Annotated in this window: 21 protein-coding genes and 1 riboswitch; of the genes, 18 read left to right on the forward strand and 3 right to left on the reverse strand. The window is 35.1% G+C overall.

Annotated features, from left to right (window positions below; translation table 11 throughout):
* Window positions 1-72 precede the first annotated feature (72 nt).
* Window positions 73-196, forward strand: a riboswitch (SAM riboswitch).
* Between the two features lie 131 nt (window positions 197-327).
* The 8 genes from QMA06_RS00425 (at window position 328) to QMA06_RS00460 (ending at window position 15,564) form a co-directional block, all read left to right on the forward strand.
* A complete protein-coding gene (locus QMA06_RS00425; protein WP_290204911.1) occupies window positions 328-1,626 on the forward strand; it encodes an O-acetylhomoserine aminocarboxypropyltransferase/cysteine synthase family protein in 1,299 nt (432 codons plus the stop codon).
* Between the two features lie 149 nt (window positions 1,627-1,775).
* Window positions 1,776-2,792 (forward strand): alpha/beta fold hydrolase, encoded by a 1,017-nt coding sequence (locus tag QMA06_RS00430; protein ID WP_290204912.1) that lies wholly within the window; start codon window positions 1,776-1,778, stop codon window positions 2,790-2,792.
* A 437-nt stretch (window positions 2,793-3,229) separates the two neighbouring features.
* Window positions 3,230-8,266 carry a translocation/assembly module TamB domain-containing protein gene (locus QMA06_RS00435; protein ID WP_290204913.1) on the forward strand — a complete coding sequence of 1,679 codons (5,037 nt, stop codon included), beginning with the start codon at window positions 3,230-3,232 and terminating at the stop codon, window positions 8,264-8,266.
* A 3-nt stretch (window positions 8,267-8,269) separates the two neighbouring features.
* The gene (gene tamL, locus QMA06_RS00440; protein ID WP_290204914.1) at window positions 8,270-10,570 is read left to right on the forward strand and encodes a translocation and assembly module lipoprotein TamL; all 2,301 of its coding nucleotides are present in this window, start codon (window positions 8,270-8,272) and stop codon (window positions 10,568-10,570) included.
* Window positions 10,571-10,666: 96 nt separating this feature from the next.
* On the forward strand, window positions 10,667-11,140 hold the full coding sequence (locus QMA06_RS00445; RefSeq protein WP_290204915.1) for a nucleoside deaminase: 474 nt from the start codon (window positions 10,667-10,669) through the stop codon (window positions 11,138-11,140).
* Window positions 11,141-11,307: 167 nt separating this feature from the next.
* On the forward strand, window positions 11,308-12,720 hold the full coding sequence (locus QMA06_RS00450) for an FAD binding domain-containing protein (protein ID WP_290204916.1): 1,413 nt from the start codon (window positions 11,308-11,310) through the stop codon (window positions 12,718-12,720).
* The gene (locus tag QMA06_RS00455; protein ID WP_290204917.1) at window positions 12,713-15,046 is read left to right on the forward strand and encodes a xanthine dehydrogenase molybdopterin binding subunit; all 2,334 of its coding nucleotides are present in this window, start codon (window positions 12,713-12,715) and stop codon (window positions 15,044-15,046) included. The genes QMA06_RS00450 and QMA06_RS00455 overlap by 8 nt, the downstream gene beginning before the upstream one ends.
* A 143-nt stretch (window positions 15,047-15,189) precedes the next feature.
* Window positions 15,190-15,564 (forward strand): hypothetical protein, encoded by a 375-nt coding sequence (locus QMA06_RS00460; RefSeq protein WP_290204918.1) that lies wholly within the window; start codon window positions 15,190-15,192, stop codon window positions 15,562-15,564.
* 96 nt (window positions 15,565-15,660) lie between these two features.
* On the opposite strand, the gene xdhC is transcribed toward QMA06_RS00460, so the two are convergent.
* On the reverse strand, window positions 15,661-16,431 hold the full coding sequence (gene xdhC, locus QMA06_RS00465; protein WP_290204919.1) for a xanthine dehydrogenase accessory protein XdhC: 771 nt from the start codon (window positions 16,429-16,431) through the stop codon (window positions 15,661-15,663).
* Between the two features lie 166 nt (window positions 16,432-16,597).
* Between xdhC and QMA06_RS00470 the strand changes: the two genes are divergently transcribed.
* The 9 genes from QMA06_RS00470 (at window position 16,598) to QMA06_RS00510 (ending at window position 23,724) form a co-directional block, all read left to right on the forward strand.
* Window positions 16,598-16,933 carry an arsenosugar biosynthesis-associated peroxidase-like protein gene (locus QMA06_RS00470; protein WP_290204920.1) on the forward strand — a complete coding sequence of 112 codons (336 nt, stop codon included), beginning with the start codon at window positions 16,598-16,600 and terminating at the stop codon, window positions 16,931-16,933.
* Between the two features lie 80 nt (window positions 16,934-17,013).
* Window positions 17,014-18,081, forward strand: coding sequence for an arsenosugar biosynthesis radical SAM (seleno)protein ArsS (arsS, locus tag QMA06_RS00475; RefSeq protein ID WP_290204921.1), 1,068 nt, complete (start codon window positions 17,014-17,016; stop codon window positions 18,079-18,081).
* 16 nt (window positions 18,082-18,097) lie between these two features.
* Window positions 18,098-18,589 carry a rhodanese-like domain-containing protein gene (locus tag QMA06_RS00480; RefSeq protein ID WP_290204922.1) on the forward strand — a complete coding sequence of 164 codons (492 nt, stop codon included), beginning with the start codon at window positions 18,098-18,100 and terminating at the stop codon, window positions 18,587-18,589.
* Window positions 18,582-19,232 (forward strand): TIGR04282 family arsenosugar biosynthesis glycosyltransferase, encoded by a 651-nt coding sequence (locus tag QMA06_RS00485; RefSeq protein ID WP_290204923.1) that lies wholly within the window; start codon window positions 18,582-18,584, stop codon window positions 19,230-19,232. Before QMA06_RS00480 ends, QMA06_RS00485 begins: the two co-directional genes overlap by 8 nt.
* Before the next feature lie 2 nt (window positions 19,233-19,234).
* Window positions 19,235-20,047 (forward strand): purine-nucleoside phosphorylase, encoded by an 813-nt coding sequence (locus QMA06_RS00490; RefSeq protein WP_290204924.1) that lies wholly within the window; start codon window positions 19,235-19,237, stop codon window positions 20,045-20,047.
* Between the two features lie 90 nt (window positions 20,048-20,137).
* Window positions 20,138-21,106 (forward strand): arsenosugar biosynthesis arsenite methyltransferase ArsM, encoded by a 969-nt coding sequence (gene arsM / locus QMA06_RS00495; RefSeq protein WP_290204925.1) that lies wholly within the window; start codon window positions 20,138-20,140, stop codon window positions 21,104-21,106.
* 129 nt (window positions 21,107-21,235) lie between these two features.
* Window positions 21,236-22,138 (forward strand): sterol desaturase family protein, encoded by a 903-nt coding sequence (locus QMA06_RS00500; protein ID WP_290205745.1) that lies wholly within the window; start codon window positions 21,236-21,238, stop codon window positions 22,136-22,138.
* An 11-nt stretch (window positions 22,139-22,149) separates the two neighbouring features.
* Complete coding sequence (locus tag QMA06_RS00505) at window positions 22,150-22,953, forward strand: DUF547 domain-containing protein (RefSeq protein WP_290204926.1); 804 nt, start codon at window positions 22,150-22,152, stop codon at window positions 22,951-22,953.
* A gap of 33 nt (window positions 22,954-22,986) precedes the next feature.
* Entirely contained in the window at window positions 22,987-23,724 is a 738-nt protein-coding gene (locus QMA06_RS00510) for a TIGR04283 family arsenosugar biosynthesis glycosyltransferase (protein WP_290204927.1), read from the forward strand.
* Here QMA06_RS00510 and QMA06_RS00515 read toward each other — a convergent pair whose 3' ends face one another.
* Both QMA06_RS00515 and QMA06_RS00520 read right to left on the reverse strand, forming a co-directional pair.
* Entirely contained in the window at window positions 23,725-24,456 is a 732-nt protein-coding gene (locus tag QMA06_RS00515) for a metallophosphoesterase family protein (protein WP_290204928.1), read from the reverse strand.
* The gene (locus tag QMA06_RS00520; protein ID WP_290204929.1) at window positions 24,453-25,463 is read right to left on the reverse strand and encodes a glycoside hydrolase family 113; all 1,011 of its coding nucleotides are present in this window, start codon (window positions 25,461-25,463) and stop codon (window positions 24,453-24,455) included. The genes QMA06_RS00515 and QMA06_RS00520 overlap by 4 nt, the downstream gene beginning before the upstream one ends.
* Window positions 25,464-25,609: 146 nt before the next feature.
* Between QMA06_RS00520 and QMA06_RS00525 the strand changes: the two genes are divergently transcribed.
* A complete protein-coding gene (locus tag QMA06_RS00525) occupies window positions 25,610-26,923 on the forward strand; it encodes an NAD(P)/FAD-dependent oxidoreductase (RefSeq protein WP_290204930.1) in 1,314 nt (437 codons plus the stop codon).
* Window positions 26,924-26,953: the final 30 nt, after the last annotated feature.

A 26,953-nucleotide genomic window follows, 5' to 3' on the forward strand; every position in this document is an offset into this window, starting at 1 on the left:
GTCTAAAAAAATTTGGAATTCTAATTTTTGTATTGCAATATTTGTGCTCACAAAGTTCAAACACTTACTGAAATGTTATCAAGAAAGGTGGAGGGAATGACCCTATGAAACCTTAGCAACCCTTAGATTTACTAAGAAGGTGCTAAATTCTACTTAAATATGCAAGTCATTTTTTGCACATTTGGATAGATAACTCAAGACTAATTACTCATCTGTAATTAGTATTTTCTTTTTAATATTTTTCTATTAAGTACGCTTCACGTTCAAAGAACATGAGGCTTATTTGGCTTTTGGTTTAATCTTTTATTAACTCAAAAACTTAGAAGAATGAGTACACAAAAATTTGCAACACAAGCGTTGCACGCAGGTCACGACACCAATCAAACAGCAGGAACAAGAGCTGTCCCAATTTATCAAACATCATCATACGTATTCGATAATTCAGACGATGCCGCAGGACGATTCAATTTATCAATTCCTGGATTTATTTACACCCGTTTAAACAACCCAACAAACGACATTTTAGAACAACGTTTAGCAACATTAGAAGGTGGAATCGCCGCAGTTGCAACTGCTTCTGGTACAGCAGCAATCTCAACAACGCTCTTAACACTTTTACGAGCAGGAGACCATATTGTAGCCTCTAGCAGTTTGTATGGAGGCACGTATAATTTATTAAGTGTGACTTTGCCGAGACATGGTATCACTACAACATTTGTCGATGCCTCTAATCCAGAAGAGTTTAAGAAGGCTACACAAGAAAATACAAGAGCATTTTTTGTAGAATCTTTAGGAAACCCAAAGTTAGATGTTTTAGATCTTGAAGCGATTTCAAAAGAAGCTCAAGCACATAAAGCGCCATTAATTGTAGATAATACAGTGGCTACACCATATTTATTAAGACCAATTGAGCATGGTGCTAACATTGTTATCCATTCTTTGACTAAATATATTACAGGAAACGGTACATCACTAGGAGGGGTTATTATCGATGCTGGAACATTTGATTGGACCAACGGCAAATTCCCAGAATTCACCGAACCATCAGCGGGCTACCATGGCTTAGTGTATAGTGAAGCTATTGGCCCAGCAGCGTTTATTGCAAAGATTAGAATTGAAGGCTTAAGAGATTATGGCGGAGCATTAAGTCCGTTTAATGCATTTCAAATTATTCAAGGTTTAGAAACTTTAGAATTGCGCATAAAAAAACACAGCGAAAATGCACTCGAATTAGCACAATGGTTACAAAAACAACCCGAAGTGAAATGGGTAAATTATCCAGGATTAGAATCTAGTCCATACAATACGCTAGCTAAAAAATACTTACCTCAAGGACAAAGTGGTGTCGTAACTTTTGGAGTTGATGGAGGCTACGAAGCAGCTAAAACCATAGCCGATACTACAAAGGTATTTTCGTTATTGGCTAATATTGGAGATACAAAATCATTGATTATCCACCCAGCTAGTACTACACATCAGCAATTAAATGATGAAGCTCAAGAATCTACAGGCGTCACTAAAGATTTAATTCGTTTATCCGTTGGAATAGAAAATATTGAAGATTTAAAAGCCGATTTAAAAGATGCTTTTTCTGTTGTAAAGAAGAAAATAGCGCTTCAAAATTAGAAAACCTGTTATTGAGCGCAATAGAAAGGCTTTTAGATTAATTTCCTAAAGAGTTCTACTGCGCTCACACTGACAGCTATCACACTTTTAAATAGACGATTTAATTAATAATAGCCCGAGATTTCGGGACTGCCAATGCAGAAAGTAATATGAAAGAATTACACTACCTTAACATCTCTAATTTTGTTACTAATTCTGGTAAATCTTATCCCATTAATTTGTCATATCAAACCTTTGGAAAAGAATTACACTCAGCACCAATCGTTTTAATCAACCACGCGCTCACTGGAAATTCCAACGTTATTGGAAAGGATGGTTGGTGGAACGATTTAATTGGAAAACACAAATGTATTGACACAGAAAAATTCACCGTTTTAACTTTCAATATTGCTGGTAACGGTTTTGATGACAACCCTAAAAATCTAATTGAAGATTACAAAATATTTTCAGCTAGAGATATTGCCAAACTATTTGCTATCGGTATAGAGCAACTAAAAATTAATAAGCTTTTTGCTGTAGTAGGCGGATCGGTTGGTGGTGGTATCGCTTGGGAATTAGCCGCGTTAAAGCCAAAATTAACAGAGCATTTAATCCCCATAGCAACAGATTGGAAATCTACCGATTGGTTAATAGCTAATTGCCATATACAAGATGCAATTCTTAATAATTCTTCACAACCTTTAGCTGATGCCAGAATGCATGCTATGACCTTATATCGAACACCAGAATCGTTAACTAAAAAATTTGCAAGAACTAAAAAGAATGAGTCACTCTACAATATTGAATCTTGGTTAAACTATCATGGTAATAATTTAAGTCAGCGTTTTAACGTATCTGCCTACAAAACCATGAATCAAATACTGAGAACTATCGATATCACTAAAAATCGCGGTACTTTTCTTGAAGTGGCCTCTCAAATTTCTTCAGATATTCACATAATTACAATTAATTCAGATTTATTCTTTAAGGCTGAAGAAAACTGGAATGCTTTTGTAGAATTGAAAAGCGTAAAAAACAATACTTACATCCATGAGATTAAATCCATTCATGGTCACGATGCTTTTTTAATAGAGTTCGATCAATTAAAACGTTTTTTAAAACCGATTTTTAAGTCTGAATTAAAGTCAGATGAAAAATCTCGTAAAGAAGTTGCGTACTTTAGCTAAGTATTTCAAATACATCTAACGTTTTATAATAATTGAGAATTTTTGCATTTTTTATCTGTGGAACGCTTCAAAAAAAATGATGCTCAACGGATTAAAATTTCATGGTTCACCACTTAGCGTTTAGACCTACACTAGTATTAGGTAACGGCTCCAAAAATTTGAATAACTTAAGTTGCAACGCAGTAAAATTAATACATATTAAACGCAATTTGATTATAAGCAATAGTTCCATTTTTCTATAACAATAGAAGGTGTCATTAAAAATTTCAGCTACTGATTTACATTCAAAAAATTTTTAAGAAAATCATAATACAGTAAAAGGGTTAATATACGTTGTAATAGTGCTAAATAACATAAATTTGGCATAGTATATTTACACCTTGGAGGATACCGAAAACATAGAACCAAAATCTCAAAATAAAACGAAATTTCGCTGGTTGCGTAGAACCCTGCGAGTACTTTTGGGTATTTTTGTTTTTCTTTTTCTCGTTGTACTTTTTGTAAGAAGTCCTTGGGGACAAAGCGTTATCGTCGATAAAGTGGTCACATACGTCTCAGATAAAACTAATACTAAAGTCGCCATAGAAAAACTTTTTATCACTTTTGATGGAGACATACAACTCGATGGACTTTATCTCGAAGACAAGAAAGGAGACACGTTAGTTTATTCGAAATCACTAGAAGCCAACATTCCGCTTTGGGCCATGATCAACGGTAAAAGTGTAGGCGTTGACGCACTCGATTGGGAGGGTTTACGAGCTAATATTATTCGTAAAGATTCAATTGAAGGCTATAACTTTCAATTTTTAATTGACGCGTTTGGACCCGCAGATACCACTACAGTCGCAACAGATACGACTGCCGCATCACTAAATCTGGTAATGGGTGACTTAAACTTCAATGATTTTGATATTGTATTTGACGATGCGGTTGCCGGCATAGATTCTAGGTTTAAAATTGGTCACTTAGAAGCGGACATGGAAACCACCAATATTGAAGACATGGTTTTCGAGGCTTCGAATATTGAACTCAACAATTCCTACATCAATTTTATACAGAAAGCTGTTGCCATTGATACCACCACTACAGATGTGCCTTTACCAAAATTAGCATTCGATAATTTAACCTTAAACAATGTGGTTGCTTATTATGAATCCCAACCAGACCGCCTCATTGCAGATGTCGATATTTCCGAGTTTACCACAGAAGTTCCCATAATTAATTTGGAAGCCAGTGATTTTAACCTTAAAAGAATAGTTCTCAAAAACTCTAAAATAAAACTAAGAACCGAAACCGAAATTAATAGTCTCACACAAAATGAAACCGCAAAGACTGACGTAACCAGTGATGGCAACACCTTCGAATGGCCTCAAATAAAAGTCGATGTCGCTGCCATAGATTTTGAAAACAATCATTTTGATTATCGTGTTGGCAATGCGCAACCGAAAAAGAATGTTTTTAATCCTAATGCGATTGCACTTTCAAATCTAACGCTTCAAGCAAAAGAGATTACCTTCAGAGACAAAAAAGCGTCACTCAACTTAGAGCAACTAAATTTTAATGAAATTTCTGGGTTTAATCTCAAACAATTGGCTGTTAATTTTAATGTGACAGACCAAAATATGCGTTTAGAGAATTTACAATTTCAACTGAATAACAATTCTATATCAGGTTATGCTACTTTAAATTATCAATCGCTTTCGCAATTAATGAAAACACCAGAATTGACAAAAGTCAAGTTGAATTTACCAGCATTTCGCGTCTCTATTTCAGAACTCTTCAAGTTTCAACCCGAACTAAAACAGAACGAATATCTCAAAAAACTAAGCGAAAAGCAACTAAAAGGAAGCCTTAATGCTTCAGGAACTTTAGCATCGATAGACTTGACAAAAGCTGAAGTAAATTGGGGGAATGCCACGCAGATTTCTGCTAAAGGAACCATTAAAAATGTAACCACACCGGAAACACTTCAATTCAACATTCCTGAGTTTTTTGCTAAAACTAAACGATCGGATGTAATTCAATTTGTAAGTGAGAACGATTTGGGTGTCAGTTTACCACAAGATATTCAACTTACAGGCGGACTATCTGGAAATCTAGAAGACATTTCAGGTAAAGCGAAACTAACTACAACACAAGGTATTGCCACTGTAAACGGAAATTTTAAAAATAAAGAAGCCATTGCTTACGATGCCACGGTAACTATTGAAGATTATAAGGTGAATGAGTTGCTAAACAATCCTCAGTTTGGGGAATTGAGTTTAACTCTCGATTCTAAAGGTAGCGGTACAACCATTAACACATTAGATGCAACTTTAGACGCCACGGTTTCAAAATTTCAACTTAATAATTACGCCATTAAAAACCTTAATCTTAAAGGTAATATTAAAAACGGCACAGGTAATGTGGTTTCAAAATACAAAGACGACAACCTCAATATTAATTTAGATGCTTTGGTGGTTTTAGATTCTATAGCGCCTGAAGCAACGGTTGAGCTCAATCTTATTGGTGCAGATTTACAAGCACTTGGATTAATGCAGCGAAACGTAAAAACAGGCATGAAAATTTACGCTGATTTTAAAGGTAATGGAGAAAACTATGACGTCTCTGCTATCATTGATGATGGTGTTGTTATATATGATAACAAAACTTACTTATTAGGTTCGTTAGACGCATTAGCTCATGTGCGAAAAGACACCTCATCCGTTTCTTTGAGTAACAAAATGATTGATTTAAACTTAAAGTCTAATTCCGATCCTGTTACATTTAGTAATGCGCTAAAACGACATGTATTCAGTTATTTCTATCGCGATGAAAAACTCCCAGATACCATTAATAAATATGTCATCTTACAACTGAAAGGTAAAATTTCCGAATCCCCATTGTTAAACGATGTTTTTTTGGTTAATGTAAAAGACCTAGATACTATTGACATTGCTGTAGATTTCAATGAAAAAGCTCGAAAATTAAAAGCCAACATTACAGCTCCACACATTAACTATAGCGGTAACGTATTAGACAGCTTGGCCTTCTCTATGGATACGGACAAGGACAGTTTTAATTTTAATCTCGGTTTTAAAAATATTAACGCAGGCCCGTTAGATATCCCTGAAACCATAATTACAGGAAATCAGGCCAATAACGAATTATCTCTAAATTTTCTAGGTTATCATAATGATGAGCAACTAATGAACGTCAATACTAAGATTACCGGGAGTCGTGAACGGTTGCAGTTCTCCGTCAGTCCGGATAGTTTAATCTTGAATAAAGAAAAGTGGGTTATCCCATCATCAAATGAAGTTATTATAACTGACAAGAATCTAGAATTCAATGATTTTAAAATTAATAAAAACAATCAATCTATAGAAATCACAAATAAACTCCCAAATATTTCAAAGCAACATATAGCTATCGAGTTCGCTAATTTTAATATTACTGAAGTGTTTAAATATTTAAATCCAGATTCTGAAATCGCTTCAGGGCAACTCAATGGCAGCTTTATTTTGGAAGACCCTTTTATAAATACAGGTTTAATAGCAGATTTAAGTATTGAAAAATTTGAAATGTTGAATACCGATCTGGGCACGTTTAGCCTAAATGGAAATTCACTTGGTCAAGGTAGTTACGCATTTAATGCTGGCTTAAAAGGTGGTGATATCGATTTTGATTTGGTTGGCGATTATATGGTAGATAATAACACGGCTAACCTCGACCTCGATTTTGATATTAATGAATTTAAAATGAAAGCTCTTAACACACTTTCATTAGGCGAAATAAAAGAAACTGATGGTAGTTTTTCTGGAGCATTCAAGGTTACAGGCACCACGGCAGATCCGCAATATAATGGTTCTGTAACATTTAATGACGCCGATTTTAATATTGCCAAACTCAACACACAATTTACCTTAAACAGCGAGACGTTAAACATTGATAACGATGGATTTTCAATGTCTAATTTTACCATTCGTGATGAAAACAATAATGATTTGGTACTATCTGGCGATATTGGTACTGAAAGTTTCATAAACCCAACCTTTAATTTAAACGTTAAAGCGAACAATTTCCAAGTTCTTAATGCCACACAAGAAGACAATGAGGAATTCTATGGAAAGGTCACTTTTGATGCTAACGCCAAACTCACTGGCGATTTACAAATTCCAAAATTAAGTGCTAAACTAACTTTAGGCTCTGAAACTGATTTTACGTACGTTCTACCTTCGAGTCTTGCAAGTATAGAAGAACGCGATGGTGTTGTGGTATTTGTTAATCGGGAAAACCCTGATGCCATTCTTACCCAAACCGAAGAACAAACTGCAACTATAAAAGGTTTTGATATTTCAACACAAATCAACGTCGGTAAAGAAGCAGCTGTAACCATAATAATTGATGAAGAAACTGGTGACAATTTTAAAGTTTCGGGAGAAGGCGATTTTGTCTTCACCATGACACCAAACGGTCGCATCTCTCTTTCGGGTGGTTATGAAATTTCAGACGGACATTACGAACTTAATCTTTACAATTTAGTTAATAGAAAATTTTTAATCGCACCTGGTAGTCGCGTCACCTGGTCAGGAGATCCATTTGATGCCAAATTAGATGTACGCGCAATTTACAACCTAGAAACGTCAGCTTCTGCGCTTATGGCCCCTCAAATTTCTGGTGCAGATCCGTCTGTAAAAAGTAAATACAGACAGGTATTACCGTTTAATGTATATTTAAATATTGATGGAGAACTGCTTCAGCCCAAAATATCATTTGGTTTAGATATGCCTGAAGAAGAACAGGGAGCTATTGGCGGACAAGTTTATGGACGGGTACAACAAGTGAATCAGCAAGAAGGAGAACTTAATCGACAAGTATTTTCCTTATTAGTCCTTAATCGCTTCTACCCAGAACCTGGAAGCGACGGTAGTACGGGGGGCTTCGCAACCATTGCTAGAGACAACCTTAATGATGCTGTTTCTGAACAGCTCAATGCCTTTTCAGATAAATTATTGGGCAATTCTGGTATTGAACTCGATTTTGGTCTCGATAGTTATACCGACTACCAAGGCGATTCGCCAACCAACCGAACCCAATTAGATGTTGCTGCACAAAAGAAATTGTTTAATGATCGGTTAACTGTAAGGGTTGGTAGTGAAGTAGATATTGAAGGCAGTGGTTCCACAGAAGACGAATCACCGCTAATTGGTAATGTGAGTTTAGAATATACACTTTCTGAAGACGGGAGATATCGACTAAAAGGGTTTAGAAAAAGTGAATTTGAGAATGTTATCGACGGTCAGACTATTGTGAGTGGAATTGCCCTTATTTTCACACAAGAGTTCAACCAATTTAACGAACTTTGGGACGCTATTTTCCGAGCTCAAAATGAAAAGAAAGCAAAACTGGAAGCTGAAAAAAAAGCAGCGGACGAAAAACTAAAGGCCAAAGAAGAAGCAACTGACAAAAGCATTGAAAAGAAAAAGAATTAAACCTTGAAATTAAAAACAAAATACATAGCGTTAATTATTACCTCAGGACTGTTTATATACTCGTGCAGTATTAGAAAACATATTCCTGAAGACGAACGTTTGTACACCGGTGCTACAATAGAAATCAAGGCCGATTCTACCGTTAAGAATGTTGATGGTTTAAAAAGCCAATTGGAAACTATTTTACGTCCTGAGCCTAATTCAAAATTCTTGGGCATGCGACCAGGATTATACTATTATTATAAAACTCGTAAAGAGAAACCAGGATTTATTAACCGTTGGCTTTACAAACAATTTGGTGAAGAACCTGTATATCAATCTGATGTTGAAACTTTTGAAGTTGAAGACATTTTACGTAACCGATTAGAAAATAACGGTTTTTTTTACAGCACAGCAAGTTCGTCATTTCAAGAGAAAGAAATCGAGGCATCTGCAACCTATAAACTAAATATTGTAGAACCTTATACCATGGCAAGTTATCAGTTAGATTCTATGCCTGCTCCAATAGAGAGTGATGTAAAACAGGCATCTAAACTTTCAAACTTTCAAGAAAACATGCGTTTCGATTTATCTAACATGAAATTGGAACGGCAGCGAATAGATTCTGAATTAAAGCAGAAAGGCTATTATAATCTAAATCCAGATTTTTTCATTTTTGAAGCAGATACCAACCAATACAATAATAAAAGGTTTGACCTATTTCTAAAATTAAAGGCAGAAGTACCAAAAAAAGCAATAGTCCCGTATGTGGTTAAACGGGTTAATGTATATCCTAATCACGATCTTCAAGATTCGACTAGAGCAACACCAGAACGTTTTAGCGAAAAAAATTATTTTCAAGATTCTTTATTTTTCAAGCCGAAATATCTCGATAAGTTTGTGACGTTAAAAGAAGGAGAATTTTTCGACCCTCAAACATCAAAAAACACCGCTCGGCGCTTATCCACTATAGGTGCATATAAATATGTAAACATTCAATATAAAGAAATCGATTCGTCCTTAACCGATAGTTTAGGTGCGCTAGAAGCCAATATCTTTTTATCTCCTTTAACTAAGCGCGCTGTGAGGGCGGAATTACAAGCGGTAACAAAATCAAATAATTTTACTGGTCCAAACCTAGCCCTAACCTATAGTAACAGGAATCTTTTTCAGGGTGGTGAAACATTTAACCTAAGTGCGAATGTTGGCTATGAAACACAATTTGGAAGCGGCGAAAACGCAGGATTAAGCAGTTTAGAATTAGGATTAAAAGGTGAACTTATTTTTCCAAGAGTCATCTCGCCTTTTAAAATTAGTGATGATTTTTTCGAATATTCAATACCTAAAACGAAAACAAGTTTGGGAGTGACGCTTTTAAAACGTAGTAAATTGTATTCGCTACTTTCAGGAAATGCTCTATTTGGCTATATCTGGAATGCCAATCGTTACATTACCTATGAGCTTAACCCTATTTCTGTCAATTATACCAGCTTATCTAATACTACAGATGAATTTCAGGAAATCTTAGATGATAATCCTTTTTTAGAACGCAGTTTTGATCAACAGTTTATTTCAGGATTAACATTTTCTTTTACGTATAACGGCATGGTTGACACCAATGACCCTAACCAATTTTATGTAAATTCCACTCTAGATATTGCGGGTAATTCTATAAGTCTTTTCGGAAAAGAAAAAGAAGCAGGAGAACCCAAACAGTTTTTGGGATTAGAATACGCACAATATGCTAAAGCAGATATCGATGCTAGATTTCATCTTAATTTTGGAAAAAACAATACACAAACCATAGCTACGAGATTATTTGCCGGTTACGGATTAGCGTACGGTAATTCTGATGTGATTCCGTTTGTAAAACAATATTTTTCTGGCGGACCATACAGTGTTAGAGCATTTAGAATTAGATCATTAGGACCTGGAACTTATGATGAAGATGATGATCCTAACAGCGATGGTACATTTTTCGACCAAACCGGTAACATACGCTTAGAAGCTAATATAGAATATCGCTTTCCAATATTTTCATTTTTTAAAGGTGCTGTTTTCGCTGACGCCGGAAATGTTTGGAATTCAAAATCAAATCCTACTTTCGATGATGAAGAGGGAAATGAAACCGATAAATTCACATCCAACTTTATAAACGAATTAGGTATGGGAGCTGGTTTCGGATTGCGTGTAGATGTACAAGGATTTGTAATTCGATTTGATTTGGCAGCACCATTTCACGACCCTGCACTACCCAAAGGGCAGCGTTTCGATTTTAGGGCCGACGAGCCAGTACTTAATTTTGCTATAGGATATTCATTCTAGAATTTGGCCCTTAGCTCAATTAGTACTCACCCTATTCTTAAAAATTTAATACCTTTATTAAAAATAAAATTTTAAAAAAAAAGACACTAATTATATATGACTGAAAAAGAACAATTCATGAAAGAAGCGGTGAATGCCGCTTTAAAAGGTATGAATAACAACGAAGGTGGCCCTTTTGGCTGCATCGTGGTAAAAGATGGAAAAATTGTAGGGCGCGGTAACAATAAGGTAACCTCAACTAACGACCCAACAGCGCATGCCGAGGTTACAGCTATTAGAGATGCTTGTAAAAATTTAGATTCTTTCCAATTAGAAGGTTGCGAGATTTATACCTCTTGCGAACCTTGCCCAATGTGTTTAGGCGCTATTTATTGGGCACGACCAGATAAAGTGTATTATGGCAGTAATCAAGTAGATGCTGCAAATATTGGCTTTGACGATGAATTTATCTATAAAGAAATTCCCTTACCCTACGAAAAGAGAAGTATTCCTTTTGAGCAATTAGCGAGAGATATTGCTTTGGAGCCTTTTCAAGAATGGTCTAAGAAGGTAGATAAGACTGAGTATTGAATTAAAACTAACGTCAGTTTGAATGTTTCGAATTTTTTGCCGAAATGTATCGAGAATCTTAAGTGTTCCTAAAGTTTCTCGATACAAGATTTCGAAATAGAGAATTTCACTCGAAATGAGCTTGGAGTTCAATTTTCAAAAGAACTACTGATAACCAATAAAAATAAATGATAACCTTCATCCTAAACAATAAAACCATCAAAACACCAGAAAATTCTGGAATGACTTTGCTGGATTTTGTTCGCTATCAACAACGACTCACTGGCACTAAAATTGGCTGTCGCGAAGGAGATTGCGGTGCTTGTACCGTTTTAGTTGGCACTTTAAATTCTGAAGGTTTTGTAGAATATCAGAGCATCACTTCTTGTATTTCACCATTAGGAAATGCGCATGGTAAACATATTGTTACCGTTGAGGGCACAAATCTTCAGAATAAACTTACCGCTACGCAACACGCCATGAAAGCCAATTATGCCACACAATGTGGTTTTTGCACACCTGGTTTTGTGGTGGCTTTAACTGGTTTTGCGCTATCGAATTCAGACAACAATTACACCAATGCTCTTGATGCTATTAGTGGAAATATCTGCCGATGTACAGGTTATAAATCTATAGAACGAGCGGCACGTGACGTTGTTGAGAAATTAGAAAACAAAAAACATCAATCGTTTAGCTGGTTAATTGACAACGACTTTATTCCAGCATATTTTGAAACCATACCAGATCGCTTAAAAGATTTAGAGTTAAAAGATTTAAATCAACCGAAAGGAAAATTTGTTTCGGGAGGTACGGATTTATATGTCCAACAAGCGGATAATTTAATTGATAATTCGGTACATCTTATTGCAGAAAAAGACTATTTAAAAGGAATTAAAATTGAAAAACACACCTGCACGATAGGCACCAACTCTACGGTTTCAGACTTATGGAATCACACCGAACTGAATACCCATTTCCCAAATTTAAAAAATTATTTAAAACTCGTATCTTCTGAGCAAATAAGAAATATGGCTTCTTTTGGAGGCAACTTGGTTAATGCCTCCCCAATTGGAGATATGACAATTTTATTTTTAGCATTAAATAGCGATATTACGATTACAACTAATAATCAAAAAGAACGGACCGTTGCACTGAAAAATTTCTATCAAGATTATAAGACGTTCGATTTAAAAGAAAGTGAACTTATAAAAAATATCAGTTTTAATCTACCAACAAAACATTCCTACTTCAATTTCGAAAAAGTATCTAAACGAACCCATTTAGATATTGCAAGTGTAAATTCTGCAATCTATATTGCTGTGGAAAAAGAGGTGATTTTAGAAGCTCATGTGGCCATAGGAGGCGTTGCGGCCATTCCGAAATATTTACATAAAACATCCGCATTTTTATCTGGAAAACCATTGACATCAACAACCATTTTGGAAGCTAGCGATAGACTTCAAAATGAGATTTCACCGATTAGTGATGTTCGCGGTTCCGACAATTATAAACGTCTATTAGCGAGACAATTATTTTTTGCTCACTTTATCGCGTTATTTCCTAAGCTTTTCACTTTAAACGATTTTGTTCAACATGCATAAAAACAAATCATATAACATATTAGATGCTAAGCTTGATGCTGAATACACAGCGTTGAAAAAGAGCATTAAAAACCGAGATTCTTATACACATGTACGTGGAGAATCTTTATATGTGGATGATGTTAATATTAGACAAGGCACATTTCATGCAGTAGTCTTCGATTCGCCAAAAGCACATGGTAAAATTAAACATATTGATTATTCGAAGGCAGAGGCTTTGGAAGGCGTGGAGCGCATTCTTACATACAAAGATATACCTGGAAAAAATCAAATTGGTGGTATTATTCCAGATGAACCTTTATTTGCTGAAAACGAAGTACATTTTTGCGGTATGCCCATTGCACTTATTATTGCCGAAACTGAATTTATAGCTCGAGAGGCCAGACGTCTAATTACCATAGATATTGAAGATTTACCAGTAATCATAACCGCAAAAGACGCTAAAGAAAAAGGCAGTTTTATTAACGAACCAAGAACCTTTAATTTAGGTGATTCTGAAAAAGCTTTTGAAAATTGCGAGTATATTTTTGAAGGCGAAACCTTCTCAAATGGTCAAGAACATTTATATATAGAAGCACAAGGAGCGTATGCCGAACCCTTAGAAAACGGTAACATAAAAATAACGTCATCAACGCAAGGACCAACGGCTGTCCAAAAAACGACTGCCTTGGTTTTGGGTATAGCTATGCATAAAATTGAAGTTGATGTCACGCGTCTTGGTGGTGGATTTGGTGGTAAAGAAGACCAAGCAACACCATGGGCGGTAATGGCAGCTCTAGCTACCTATCATTTAAACCAATCGGTAAAACTTGTACTGAATCGTCATGATGATTTGCGTATGACAGGCAAACGCCACCCTTATGAAAGTTCGTATAAAATTGGTTTATCTAAAGATTTAAAAATATTAGCTTACCAAGTGGAATTTCTTCAGAATTCTGGTGCCGCCGCCGATTTATCACCAGCCATTGCAGAACGTACATTGTTTCATGCGACCAATAGTTATTATGTACCGAATGTTACCACAAAAGTATTGAGTTGTAAAACCAATTTACCACCTAATACAGCGTTTCGAGGGTTTGGTGGACCGCAAGGGATGTTCGTTATCGAATCTGCTATAGCAAGGGCAGCTGATAGCATTGGTGTGAGTGCGAGAACAATACAAGAAGCTAATTTATTAGATGAAAATGACACCTTCTCATACGGACAAGTTGCCAAGCAAGTAGAAGCTAAAAACTCTTGGAATTCGGCCAAATCATTATTCGAGATTGAATCCTTAGACCAAGAGGTTGAAGATTTCAATAAAAATAATTCGGTTTTCAAAAAAGGAATGGCCTTTATGCCCATTTGCTTTGGGATTTCATTTACCAACACACCAATGAATCATGCCCGTGCTTTGGTTCATATTTATTTGGACGGAAGTGTTGGTATCAGTACAGCAGCTGTTGAAATGGGACAAGGTGTCAATACTAAAATAATACAAATTGCTGCACAGGTATTTTCCATTCCTCTCGAGTCTATTAAGATTGAATCTACCAATACGACTAGAGTTGCCAACACCTCACCTTCTGCCGCTAGTTCTACGGCAGATTTGAACGGAAAAGCCACTCTTAAAGCTTGTAATATATTATTGGAGCGCTTAAAAAAAGTAGCCTCTAAATACCACAAAGTGAATCCAGATCAAGTTTCATTAAAAGATGGATTTGTCTATGTTGACCATGAAAAATCTCAAGTAGAATGGCAACATCTCATTAGTATGGCTATGATAGAACGAGTAGCGCTAACCGAAAATGCACACTATGCTACACCTGAAATCCATTTTGATAAATCGAAAGAAAAAGGTCATCCTTTTGCCTATCATGTTTACGGAACATCTATAATAACCACAACGGTTGATTGTATGCGTGGCACTTACGAATTCGACTCGGCTAAAATTGTTCACGATTATGGAAAGAGTATGAGTAAAGGCATTGATTTGGGTCAGGTAGAAGGAGCGTTAATTCAAGGTATTGGTTGGATGACAATGGAAGAAATTTCATATAATGAAGACGGAAAATTATTGTCAAATGCTTTATCGACCTATAAAATTCCAGATTTATTCTCAGTTCCAAAACATGTTGAAACTGTGCCCTTAGAAACCGACGGTCATGTTTTAGCGATTTTAAAATCCAAAGCCGTTGGCGAACCACCATTAATGTATGGTATAGGTGCTTATTTTGCCATTCAAAATGCGATAAAAGCTTTTAATCCTAATTACAATATGAAGTTTCATGCTCCTATGACACCAGAAAAGGTTTTAATGGGTTTGTACGAAAAGAAACCTGATTAATTTTAAATAAACCTAACAAAAAGGCGCGTATCGCACTTCACTATAAAAAACAAAACATCCTAAAAGGTGCGCTAATATATAGTGCTGGGGACACCATTGCCGCATTTTTATTAGACGAATTTTCCATATACCGTTTACTAGGTTTGATGTTTATTGGGGCCACATTCTATGCTTTTGAAATCCCGAATTATTTTGATTGGATTGTAAAAAAGACTTCGCATCTAAAAGGCATCAAAGCCACAATAACAAAAACCGTTTTAGCCATTCTATATTTTAATCCATTATGGATTGCTAGGCATCTGTTGTTTATTCAATTGTTTTCAGGACAATTCTATGATATTAACATGACCCTTCTAGAAATCGCCTTTTGGTCATTTTTGGTGAATATTCCAATATCATTTACGGCAAATTATATTATTCAAAATCGATTTAAGATTAAATGGCGATTTCTGGGAAGTGCTGTTTTTTCCGCAATTATGGCTATTTATTACGCTTTGAGTGAGACTATTTTTAGTTAACGCATAATTTTGAAGAAAATAAATACTGAATGCCTTTAAATTATAGTCCACATCACAGAGTTACACATGTGAATGTATGATGAGGAAGTACTGTTTTTATTCTTGATAATGCACCTGTAACAACTGCGCTACCACGCTTATGGCAATTTCCTTTGGTGTACTGCCCCCTAAATCTAAACCGATTGGGCAAACCACGTTGCTCATACCTTCTTTGATATCTAAATCTTTTATCAGCATATTATTGAAACGCACTTTTTTAGTTTTGCTTCCAATTAACCCTAAAAATTTGGTTTCATTATGCAAGGCCATTGCAATAATATCAAAATCAATGGCATGATTATGCGTGAGTACCAAAACATAACAATTACTTCCCCAATTTACGACATCCTTAAAGGTTTTAAAATCGGTTTCAGAAGTTTGGTGCGTTGAAATACTTTTATCTAAATCGAGATTAAAAAACCAGTCATCACGAGAATCAATAAGATTTACTTGAAACGGAGTGTCTACTAACAATTTGGAAATTTCTACACCAATATGACCTGCACCAAACAAAAATAATTCAGGTGATTGATTCATATGCTCTATAATAAATTCAACTTTTCCGCCACAGCATTGTTCAAATTCGGGCCCTAATGTATAAGACGATTCAATAATTCTATTTTCATTAATCGCAACTACGGCCTCATCAATAGCAAGAAATTCTAATTTTCCGCCACCAATAGTTCCATAAATTTCTTTAGCTTTTGTTACAATCATCCGCGATCCAACCACACAAGGTGCCGAGCCAAAGCACTTAATTATAGTGATTAAAGCGACAGGTTTTTGTTTAGCTTTAAATTCTGATAAAAGTTCAATCCAATTGTTCATTCTTACATAAAACTAGAAATTAAAAGTAATACAATTTTTGTGTAACGCTTAGTTCGTAAATAAAATTAGCTTTCCTATTCTTTTTCTGTTAAGTTTGGTATCTAATCTCGACAAAAACCCAAAGCTTGACTTTTTCGTAAATATTATAATCACTAAATATAAAAACATGTCAAAAACATATTATGACCCAGCCGATTTAAGAAAATTTGGAAATATCACTGAATGGGATGAGGAATTGGGTAACAGATTTTTCGAATATTACGGTAAAGTTTTTGAAGAAGGAGCTCTCACTGCGCGTGAAAAATCATTAATCGCCTTAGCCGTTGCACATACTGAGCAATGTCCGTATTGTATTGATGCTTACACAAAGGACACACTTCAACGTGGCGTAACCAAAGAACAAATGATGGAAGCAATCCATGTCGGTGCTGCGATTAAAAGCGGAGCTACTTTGGTACATGGTGTGCAAATGATGAATAAGGTTAATAAGTTAGATGGGTAAAAAAGCCCCTTTTAATTTCCCCAAAGGAAAAAAATTAGCACTCGATTAATGAGCAAGCATTTAAAACCCGAAATAGATTAATGGCGACAGCAACAAAATCACTTAAAAAACAAGGAAGCGATTTAGCACAAAGCAATCGACAGATAGAAATACTTTCCAATGGTATTTTTAAAAGTGGCGAATTGTCTACTTTTAAGGATAAAATTTCTGAGACGAACCAATTTCCGCTTAAAGCTAATAAACTTGAAATCCTTCAGATTAACGTTGGCTACATGTGTAACCAGGTTTGCGATCATTGCCATGTCGATGCTGGCCCAGACCGAAAGGAAATTATGACCCGCGAAACCATGCGTCAATGCCTTGAGGTTATAAAAAACACAAGTGCACATACTTTAGATTTAACAGGCGGCGCACCAGAAATGAATCCGGATTTTAGATGGTTTGTTGAAGAAGCGGCCAAAGCAGGCATTAAAGATTTTATTGTCCGTTCTAATTTGACGATTATTCGTGCCAACAAAAAATATTACGATTTACCAGAATTCTTTAAAAAACATAATGTGCATGTGGTGAGTTCCATGCCACATTGGACGCGTGGAAAAACCGACAAACAACGTGGCGATGGTGTTTTTGATAAATCTATAAAAGCATTACAAGAATTAAATGCTGTTGGTTACGGCATGCCAGATAGCGATTTGCGGTTGGATTTGGTATATAATCCTTCAGGTGCATTTTTACCTGGAGACCAAGCGGCTATGGAAAAAGATTTCAAAAAAGCGTTATTGGAAGATTTTAATATTCAATTTCATAATTTATTTGCCATTACCAATTTACCTATTGCACGATTTTTAGACTATTTAATCGCTTCAGAAAATTACGAAGATTATATGTATTCGCTTGTTGAAGCTTATAATCCTGCCGCTGTAAAAAGTGTAATGTGTACTAATACACTTTCCATTAGTTGGGATGGTTATTTATTTGATTGTGATTTTAATCAAATGTTAGAATTGCCTGTAAATAGTAAAATAAAACACATTTCAGACTATAATGAAGAACTACTTGAAGGCAGAAATATTGTGATTTCACAACATTGTTACGGTTGTACTGCTGGTGCTGGTAGTAGTTGTCAAGGAAATACTACTTCGGTGTAGGCAGGAATCTCATATTATGAAAAAAGTGATCTTTTACATATTTCTCATATTTTCTACACTTGGGTTTTCACAAGAAACCATTTCGGAGTTATTGAAAAGACACAATTCTGAAAGTGTTCCATATATCTCAGTTCAGGAATTAGCGATGCCAAAAACCGAAGTCGTGCTTTTAGATTCGAGAGAATTAATAGAATTTGAAACCAGTCATTTAAAAGATGCTATCTATGTAGGTTATGATAATTTCAAATTAGAAGATACAACAAAATTACTGAATGATAAACAACAAACCATCGTGGTATATTGTTCCTTAGGCATACGTTCAGAAGATATTGCCGAACAACTCAAAAGATCAGGATATACTAACGTTTACAATTTATTTGGTGGTATTTTTGAATGGAAAAATAATGATTTCACAGTCTATAACACTACTGGCGAAACAGAAAATGTACACGCATTCTCTAAAGATTGGAGCCAATGGCTTTTAAAAGGAACTAAAATATATGACTGACGCCCTCGTAATAGTATTTGTAAAAAACATAAAATTAGGTACAGTAAAAACCCGACTCGCCAAAACCATTGGCGATTTTGGTGCATTTGAAGTGTATTCCGAATTGGTAAAAATAACAGAGAAAGCCACTGATGCATTAACTATGGACAAGCGTATTTATTTTTCTAACGCAGTAGTTGAAAGTAAATGGCAAAATGATTTTAAAACCGTTCAGAATGGGAAGGACTTAGGCGAACGCATGATGAATGCTTTTAAAGAAGGTTTTGATGCTGGTTATAAAAAAATCGTTTTAATCGGTTCCGATTTACCCGATATCAATTCCACTCATATTACTTCAGGTTTAAAGGCTTTAGAAACGAACGATGTTGTTTTTGGACCTGCTGAAGATGGCGGATATTATTTGGTGGGTTTATCAAAATTAAATACCGATATTTTTACTGATAAGCCATGGAGTCAACCAAATTTATTAGAAGTAACGTTACAAGAGTTACATAGTAAACACATCTCAGTTGGTACTTTAGCTGTGCTGAATGATATTGATACTTATGACGATTTAATTGTTTCAGATTTTTACAAATCCAACTTAAAATTACAAGAAAAAATAGTAACCCAAAAAGCAGACTTCCTTTTTCAAGAAAAATAAATATGATTAAACAGATCACAGAAAGTACAGAGTACTTACAAAGTAAAGGTTTTGAAAACCCTGAAATTGGTATTATTTTAGGAACAGGTTTAGGACAACTCATTGATGAAATTGAAATCTTAGCTGAAGCAAGTTATAACCATATTCCCAACTTCCCCACAGCAACTGTAGAGTTCCACAAAGGAAAATTAATTTACGGTAATCTTGAAGGTAAAAAAGTTATGGTAATGCAAGGTCGTTTTCATGTTTATGAAGGTTACACTCTACAAGATGTAACGCTTCCGGTTCGGATTATGGAGAAACTCGGTATCAAAACCTTATTGGTTTCTAATGCATCTGGAGCTGTAAATCTCAACTTTAAGAAAGGCGAATTAATGCTTATTGACGACCATATTAATTTGCAAGGAGGTTCACCATTGGCATTCAAAGGCGTATCGGAATTAGGAGAACGATTTACAGATATGAGCGCTCCTTATGATGCTGAAATCAATTCAAAATTTGAAAACATTGCCAAAGCCAATAACATCACCTTGCACAAGGGTGTATATGCAAGTGTAGTAGGGCCTCAATTAGAAACCAGAGCAGAATACCGCATGCTTAAAATTATTGGAGCAGATGCCGTTGGTATGAGCACAGTTCCGGAAGTGATTGTTGCCAATCATCTAAATTTAAAAGTAGCAGCTGTTTCTGTCTTAACTGACGAATGTGATCCTGGTAATTTAGAACCTGTTGACATTTCAGAAATTATTGCCATGGCAGAAAAAGCAGAACCGAATATGATTATGCTTTTTAAAGAATTAATAAAGACATTATAAAAAGTTAGCAGTTCTTAATTTGCAGTCCTCAGTCATGCTGATTGCGTAAAATTGTGATTATAAGACTATTAAAAACCTGAAGATTGAACTATGAGTTACCTAGAAGCGACAAATAACCTGTATAAAGAAGCAGCCTTAACACCAGACGTTGGACTTTGCTGTACCACAAATCCTATTTGGGAACTACCCGGACTAAAGATTCCTAAGATTATGCAAGAAATGAACTACGGTTGTGGTTCAACAGTTAATGCTCGAGATTTGACCAACAACCCAAAAATGCTATATGTTGGTGTTGGCGGCGGCATGGAATTATTACAATTTTCATATTTTAACAGACAAAAAGGAGGTGTTATTGGTGTCGATGTGGTTGTTGAGATGTTAGAAGCGTCGCGTAAAAACTTTAAAGAAGCTGAAGTCCAAAATGATTGGTTTAAATCTAATTTTGTTGAGCTCAAAAAAGGGGATGCTATGAATCTTCCTGTTGAGGACAATAGTATTGATGTGGCGGCTCAAAATTGTTTATTCAATATTTTTAAAGCCGAAGATTTAAAGAAAGCGATTGCAGAAATGTATCGTGTTTTAAAACCTCATGGTCGTTTGGTAATGAGTGATCCGACTTGTGAACAACCTATGAACGATGAATTACGAAACGACGATCGTCTTAGGGCATTATGTTTAAGCGGCAGTTTACCTATTGCAGATTATGTGAAAGCATTAACTGATGCTGGCTTTGGCACTATTGAAATTAGAGCACGCAAACCTTACAGAATTTTAGACCCAAAGAATTACAATACCGACGAATTAATTTACATCGAATCTATTGAAGTTGCGGCGATTAAAGATCCAATGCCAGAAGATGGCCCATGTATATTTACAGGAAAAGCGGCCATATATTTTGGTGACGATGATTATGTGGATGATAAAAAGGGACATATTTTACTAAAAAATCAACCATTAGCAATTTGTGATAAAACCGCTGGTGCTTTGGCAAGTTTAGGAAGAGATGATATCTTTATTAGTGATTCAACGTTTCATTATGATGGTGGAGGCTGTTGTTAAACAATAATCGCCATTTAATTATTTATAAATAGGACTTAACAGACATTTACAACGTGAGGTCAATTACTAAATGAAATTCTTGCCTTTGCAGGAATGATAAAAAAACCTCCCTTTATTGCGGGAACTGGAATGCAAAAATACCTAGACATATTTAAATCATCTTATTCCGACTACTGGAATTACCTCAAATACGAGCTCATTGACCTCAACCATTGGGATAACTTCTTTTATGGTCTGGTAGTGATTTCAATTTTAGTTTGGATTTTAGAAATTGCTTTTCCATGGCGAAAAAATCAAGCCATTTTTAGAAAAGATTTTTGGCTAGATACGTTTTACATGTTCTTCAATTTCTTTTTGTTAAATCTTATTGTCTTTATAGCGTTGTCTAATACCGTTGCTGAACTCTTTAATGATGTTTTGGGAATTATCGGTTTATCGGTGTCAAGCTTTCAACTTTTTGATGTAGATGAACTACCTAAGTGGTTAGGCTTATTTATCTTTTTTATAGTTTCAGATTTTGTACAATGGAACACGCACCGACTGCTACATCGTGTGCCGTGGCTTTGGAATTTTCATAAAGTGCATCACTCAGTAAAAGAAATGGGATTTGCTGCACATTTGCGTTACCATTGGATGGAACCTGTAGTTTACAAATCCATTTTATATATTCCTATTGCAATTATAGGAGGGTTTGATGCACAAGATGTAGCCATTGTTTACTTTTTTAGCATTGCTATTGGTCATCTTAATCATGCTAATTTGGGTTGGGATTATGGGGTTCTAAAATATTTTTTCAACAATCCGAAAATGCATATTTGGCATCACGCCAAGGAATTGCCTAGTCATACAAAATATGGTGTTAACTACGGACTAACATTAAGCCTTTGGGATTATATTTTTAAAACAGACTATGTGCCACATAACGGCCGAGATATCGAATTGGGTTTTGAAGATGATGACAAATTTCCTAAGGATTTTATGCGACAAACTGCATATCCGGCCTTTCAGCGTAAGCATAAACAAAAAAAATAAATACGTACTCTATGAAGTATTTCGCGCGTTTAATAATTATCGTTTTAATATTTTCCAATGGTAATGCACAAATCCGAACTTTAAAACAGACTACTGAAGTTGCAAAGATTGAAACCAATGTTAGTGATACATCAGATCTTCAAAATTTAACCGAGCAAACTCGAACCGAACACCAATTATGGGACGAAATTTTAAAAAGGCATGTTTCAGAAGATGGCAAAGTGGACTATGCAGGATTTAAAACAGATTATAAAAATTTACAAAATTATATCGGGTTTCTTCAAAATTTGTATAAAAAGAAAATCTTAACTACTGAAAGTTCTAAAGATGAATCGCTCACATTTTGGATTAATGCTTATAACGCACTAACCATCGATTTAATTCTAAGAAACTACCCCACTAAAAGTATAAAAGATATTAAGGATCCATGGGATCAACGCCTTTGGAAATTCGGTGACGAATGGCAAAATCTCAATGATATTGAACATAAAATTCTCAGGGAAATGAATGAACCAAGAATTCATTTTGCTATTGTTTGTGCTTCAATCTCTTGCCCCAAATTGCAGAATGAAGCGTTCACAGCATCAAATTTAGATGATCAATTAACAAATGCTACTAAAGAATTTTTAGCGGATACCTCTAAAAACGAAATTTCCCAAAACAGCCTCAAAATATCCAAAATATTTAAATGGTTTAAAAAAGATTTTGAACAAAAGGGCAGTCTTATTGATTTTATAAATGAATTTGTTGATATTGAAATTTCCCAATCTGCAAAAGTGCGCTATAAGGATTATGATTGGGGTTTGAACAATTAAAACTTTAATTCAAGATTTTTCGTAGATAGTTATATGATTAGTATAATAATTCCTGTTTTAAATGAAGTAAATACGATTGGCAGCTTATTAAAACATATTACTGAAAATTCTCAATCAAAACATATTACGGAAATTATTGTTGTTGATGGTGGTAGTACTGATGGAACTTTGGAAATTATGGGTGCTGTCATCTCTTGCCAAGCCGAGAAGTCTCAAAAAGGAAATCTGACCGGAGCTCGACCAAACATTAAATTATTAACTTCTGAAAAAGGGCGCGCTAAACAAATGAATTTTGGTGCAAAAAATGCTAATGGAGGCATCTTCTATTTTTTACATGCAGATTCTTTTCCGCCAATAAACTTTGACCAATATATAATCAATGAAGTTAAAAATGGTAACAATGCCGGTTGCTTTAGATTGCAGTTTGACAACAATCATTGGTGGTTACGTTTGGCCAGTTGGCTTACACAATTTTCTTGGCGTGCTTGTAGAGGTGGAGACCAGAGTCAGTTTATAACTCGTGCGCTTTTTGATACTATTGGTGGCTACGACGAGAATTATATTATATATGAAGATAACATATTAATTAATGAACTCTATGCACGTGGTCAATATGTAGTGATTAATAAAAAGATACAGACCTCTGCCCGATTATATGAAAAGCATGGCATTTGGAAATTACAATATCACTTTTGGACCATATATGTTAAGAAATGGCTTGGAGCTTCAGCCGAAGATTTAGTAACGTATTATAAAAACCACATGTGTTAATTAATTTTTATTTCGTCCGTTTTCATCAGGGTAAAATTCCATAACCTTATCGGTCTGAAAAATCGCTTTAGTATCAATATCTATAGCAGATAATGGTCCTGTAAATGCAGCTCCGGTATCGACATTCCATACGTTAATAGCATGCATAGGTTCCGTTATTTTATAATTAATAGTTGGTGTATGCCCAATGTATATTTCATTATAATGTTTCAATCGATCTGGATATAATTCTGAGTTTTTTTGAATTCGTTTATCCATCGTTAAAGCCATTTCCCAAAGGGTTCTATCAAAATAAAAATTCTCTTTGTGACTTTCATTTTCAACACCATGCATAGAGGTAAATCCTGCGTGAAGAAATAATCTGTTTTGATTATCAATATGATATAATTTCATGCTCTCAAAAAACTCTAAATGCTGCTTTTTATTAGCTTTATCAAACGCTTCGTAACTTTTCATTGTTCCTTGTCCTCCATGTTCTAACCAAACCGCATTTGCCTCTCCCAATCTTAACCAATGTTCGCACCATACATCATGATTTCCTTTTATAAATGTGCAATTGTAATTCTCTGAAAGTGCTATTAAATACTGAACAACTTGCGCAGATTCGCTCCAGCCATCCACGTAGTCTCCTAAGAAAATAAATTGATCATCTTTTCTAATTTGAAGTTTATCCATAAGCTCTTTTAAGGCTCTAAAACCTCCGTGAATGTCACCAATTGCTAATGTTCTCATAATTTCTTTTTATAAAAATTTTTAATAATGTCTTCTACAGGCTTATTTTGAGGAGTAAACTGATTATTATCCATACCCCCAACTTTATGATGTTCTATAAACCATTTCCACAAGTATCCGCCCGCAAACCAATCCTCGTGCCAAACGGTATCGAACAAAGCTTGCGTGGTATTATTTTGCGCTTCGTGATTAACTGATATCATAGAACGATCATACCTCCAAGGTTCTTTCCCTGCATAATCTACACTTCTATAACCATATTCCGTAAATAAAATAGGCCGATTCAGTTTGTCTGAAAACTCCTTTAAACCTTGTTTATGCTTTTCCCATCCTTCTATACAATTTTCTACAGTTGGTGTTCGCATATCACTTATAGGAAAATAAGCATCAATACCAATATAATCTAAATCAGACCAAAATGGTGTATGCCAAAACTCGTCCCAATTGGCAGCATAGGTTAGTTTTCCGGAATAAAGACTTCTGATCTCTTTTATGAGATTTTCCCAATACTGTGGTCGGCTTTTTATAAATTCTTCTAGTTCCGTCCCTATACAAAAAACTTCAGCATTTACGTCTTCTGCTAACTTTGCATAATCTAAAATATAATTAGTATATGATTGTTCAAGTCGTTTCCAATTGGTTTCCGAATTCATTTTTAAAAACCCTGTAAATTCACCATGCCATAACCATATATGGGGTTTAATCATAATTTCAATATCATCTTTCCGTAAGGTTTCTATATACTGCTTTGCTCCTGCTTTTGTTTCACCAAACCATTGCCGCTCCGTATTATAAATAATTTCAGGATTACTTTTATCTCTTATAAAACCATAAGGCATTATTGAAACCGCATTGGCATTCATGTTAATTACCGGTTTTGTATGGGTAGAATCTATAGCAGTACCCGCTGCTACTAAACTCAATCCTTTAATTTTATAAGGTTTAAAAGGTACCGCGGCGCAACCTATAAAGAGAAGAAACAAAACGGAATAGAAAAAATATCGCATATTCTACAATTATGCCTAAATTTAAAGAAAATCAGCAAATACTTATTGAATTTTAAGATAAGCAAAGTAAATTTTAATATTTATTTAAAATAAATAATTAAGGTTTTACCCAAACCTTCGACCTAACGGCTAACTAACTACAATACATGGAGCATCTTGTTATAATTGGTAATGGAATTTCTGGAGTGACCCTAGCAAGGCACGTAAGAAAATTATCTGATAAAAAAATAACTATAATTTCTGCTGAGACGGACTATTTCTTCTCTCGTACCGCATTAATGTATATCTATATGGGACATATGACGTACGAACACACTAAACCCTATGAAGATTGGTTTTGGAAAAAAAATCGCATTGAATTAAAAAAAGGCTACGTAAAAACCATTGAAACTAAATCTAAGACGCTACATTTTTCTAACGGAGAAACTTTAGAATACGATAAATTGGTCATTGCAACCGGAAGCAAACCCAACAAGTTTGGTTGGCCAGGACAAGATTTAAAAAGAGTTCAAGGCTTATATAGCAAACAAGATGTCGATCAATTAGAAAAAGATGCACCTAATAAAACAGTTTGTAAACGTGCGGTTATCGTTGGAGGAGGTTTAATAGGAATTGAATTAGCAGAAATGCTGAATTCTAGAAATATTCCTGTAACTTTTTTAGTTCGTGAAAGCAGCTTTTGGAACGGTGTGTTACCGGAAGGAGAAAGCGAAATGCTTAATAGACACATTAGAAGCCACCATATCGATTTACGATTATCAACAAATTTAAAAGAAATTAAAGCCGATGAAAATGGGCATGCAAAATCTGTAATAATTGAAGAAACCGGGGAAGAAATTGAATGTGATTTGGTGGGGCTTACAGCTGGGGTTTCACCCAATATAGATTTCTTAAAATCAACAGATATAGCAACTTCCAAAGGGGTTATAGTCAATAAATATCTCGAAACTAATATTGAAGATATTTACGCCATTGGAGATTGCGCAGAGCAGCAAGAACCTGTGGGCAATCGCAGACCAATTGAAGCGGTTTGGTATACTGGTCGTATGATGGGAGAGGTTTTGGCTCAAACTATATGTGGAAACAAGATGGCTTACAATCCTGGACATTGGTTTAATTCGGCAAAATTTATGGATATTGAATACCAAACGTACGGCTGGGTATTTGGAAAGAAGGGTAGACCAGAGTATGAAAAGCATTTTCATTGGAAACATAGCGATGATACCAAATGTATTACCGTGGCTTTTCATAAAGACACCAATATATTTTTAGGTATTAATACTTTTGGTGTAAGAATGAAACATGAGGTTTTTAATCGATGGCTAACCGAACAACGTGATATCGATTATGTGATTACGCATTTAAAGCAAGCCAATTTTGATCCTGAATTTTATACCCACTACGAAAAGGATATTATTTCTGAATATAAAAACCAATTTGCAATTTCTTATAGTAAATAAGACACATCGTCTTGAACCATATACATAAAA

This window comes from Winogradskyella bathintestinalis (genome assembly GCF_030407435.1).
Lineage (GTDB): Bacteria > Bacteroidota > Bacteroidia > Flavobacteriales > Flavobacteriaceae > Winogradskyella > Winogradskyella bathintestinalis.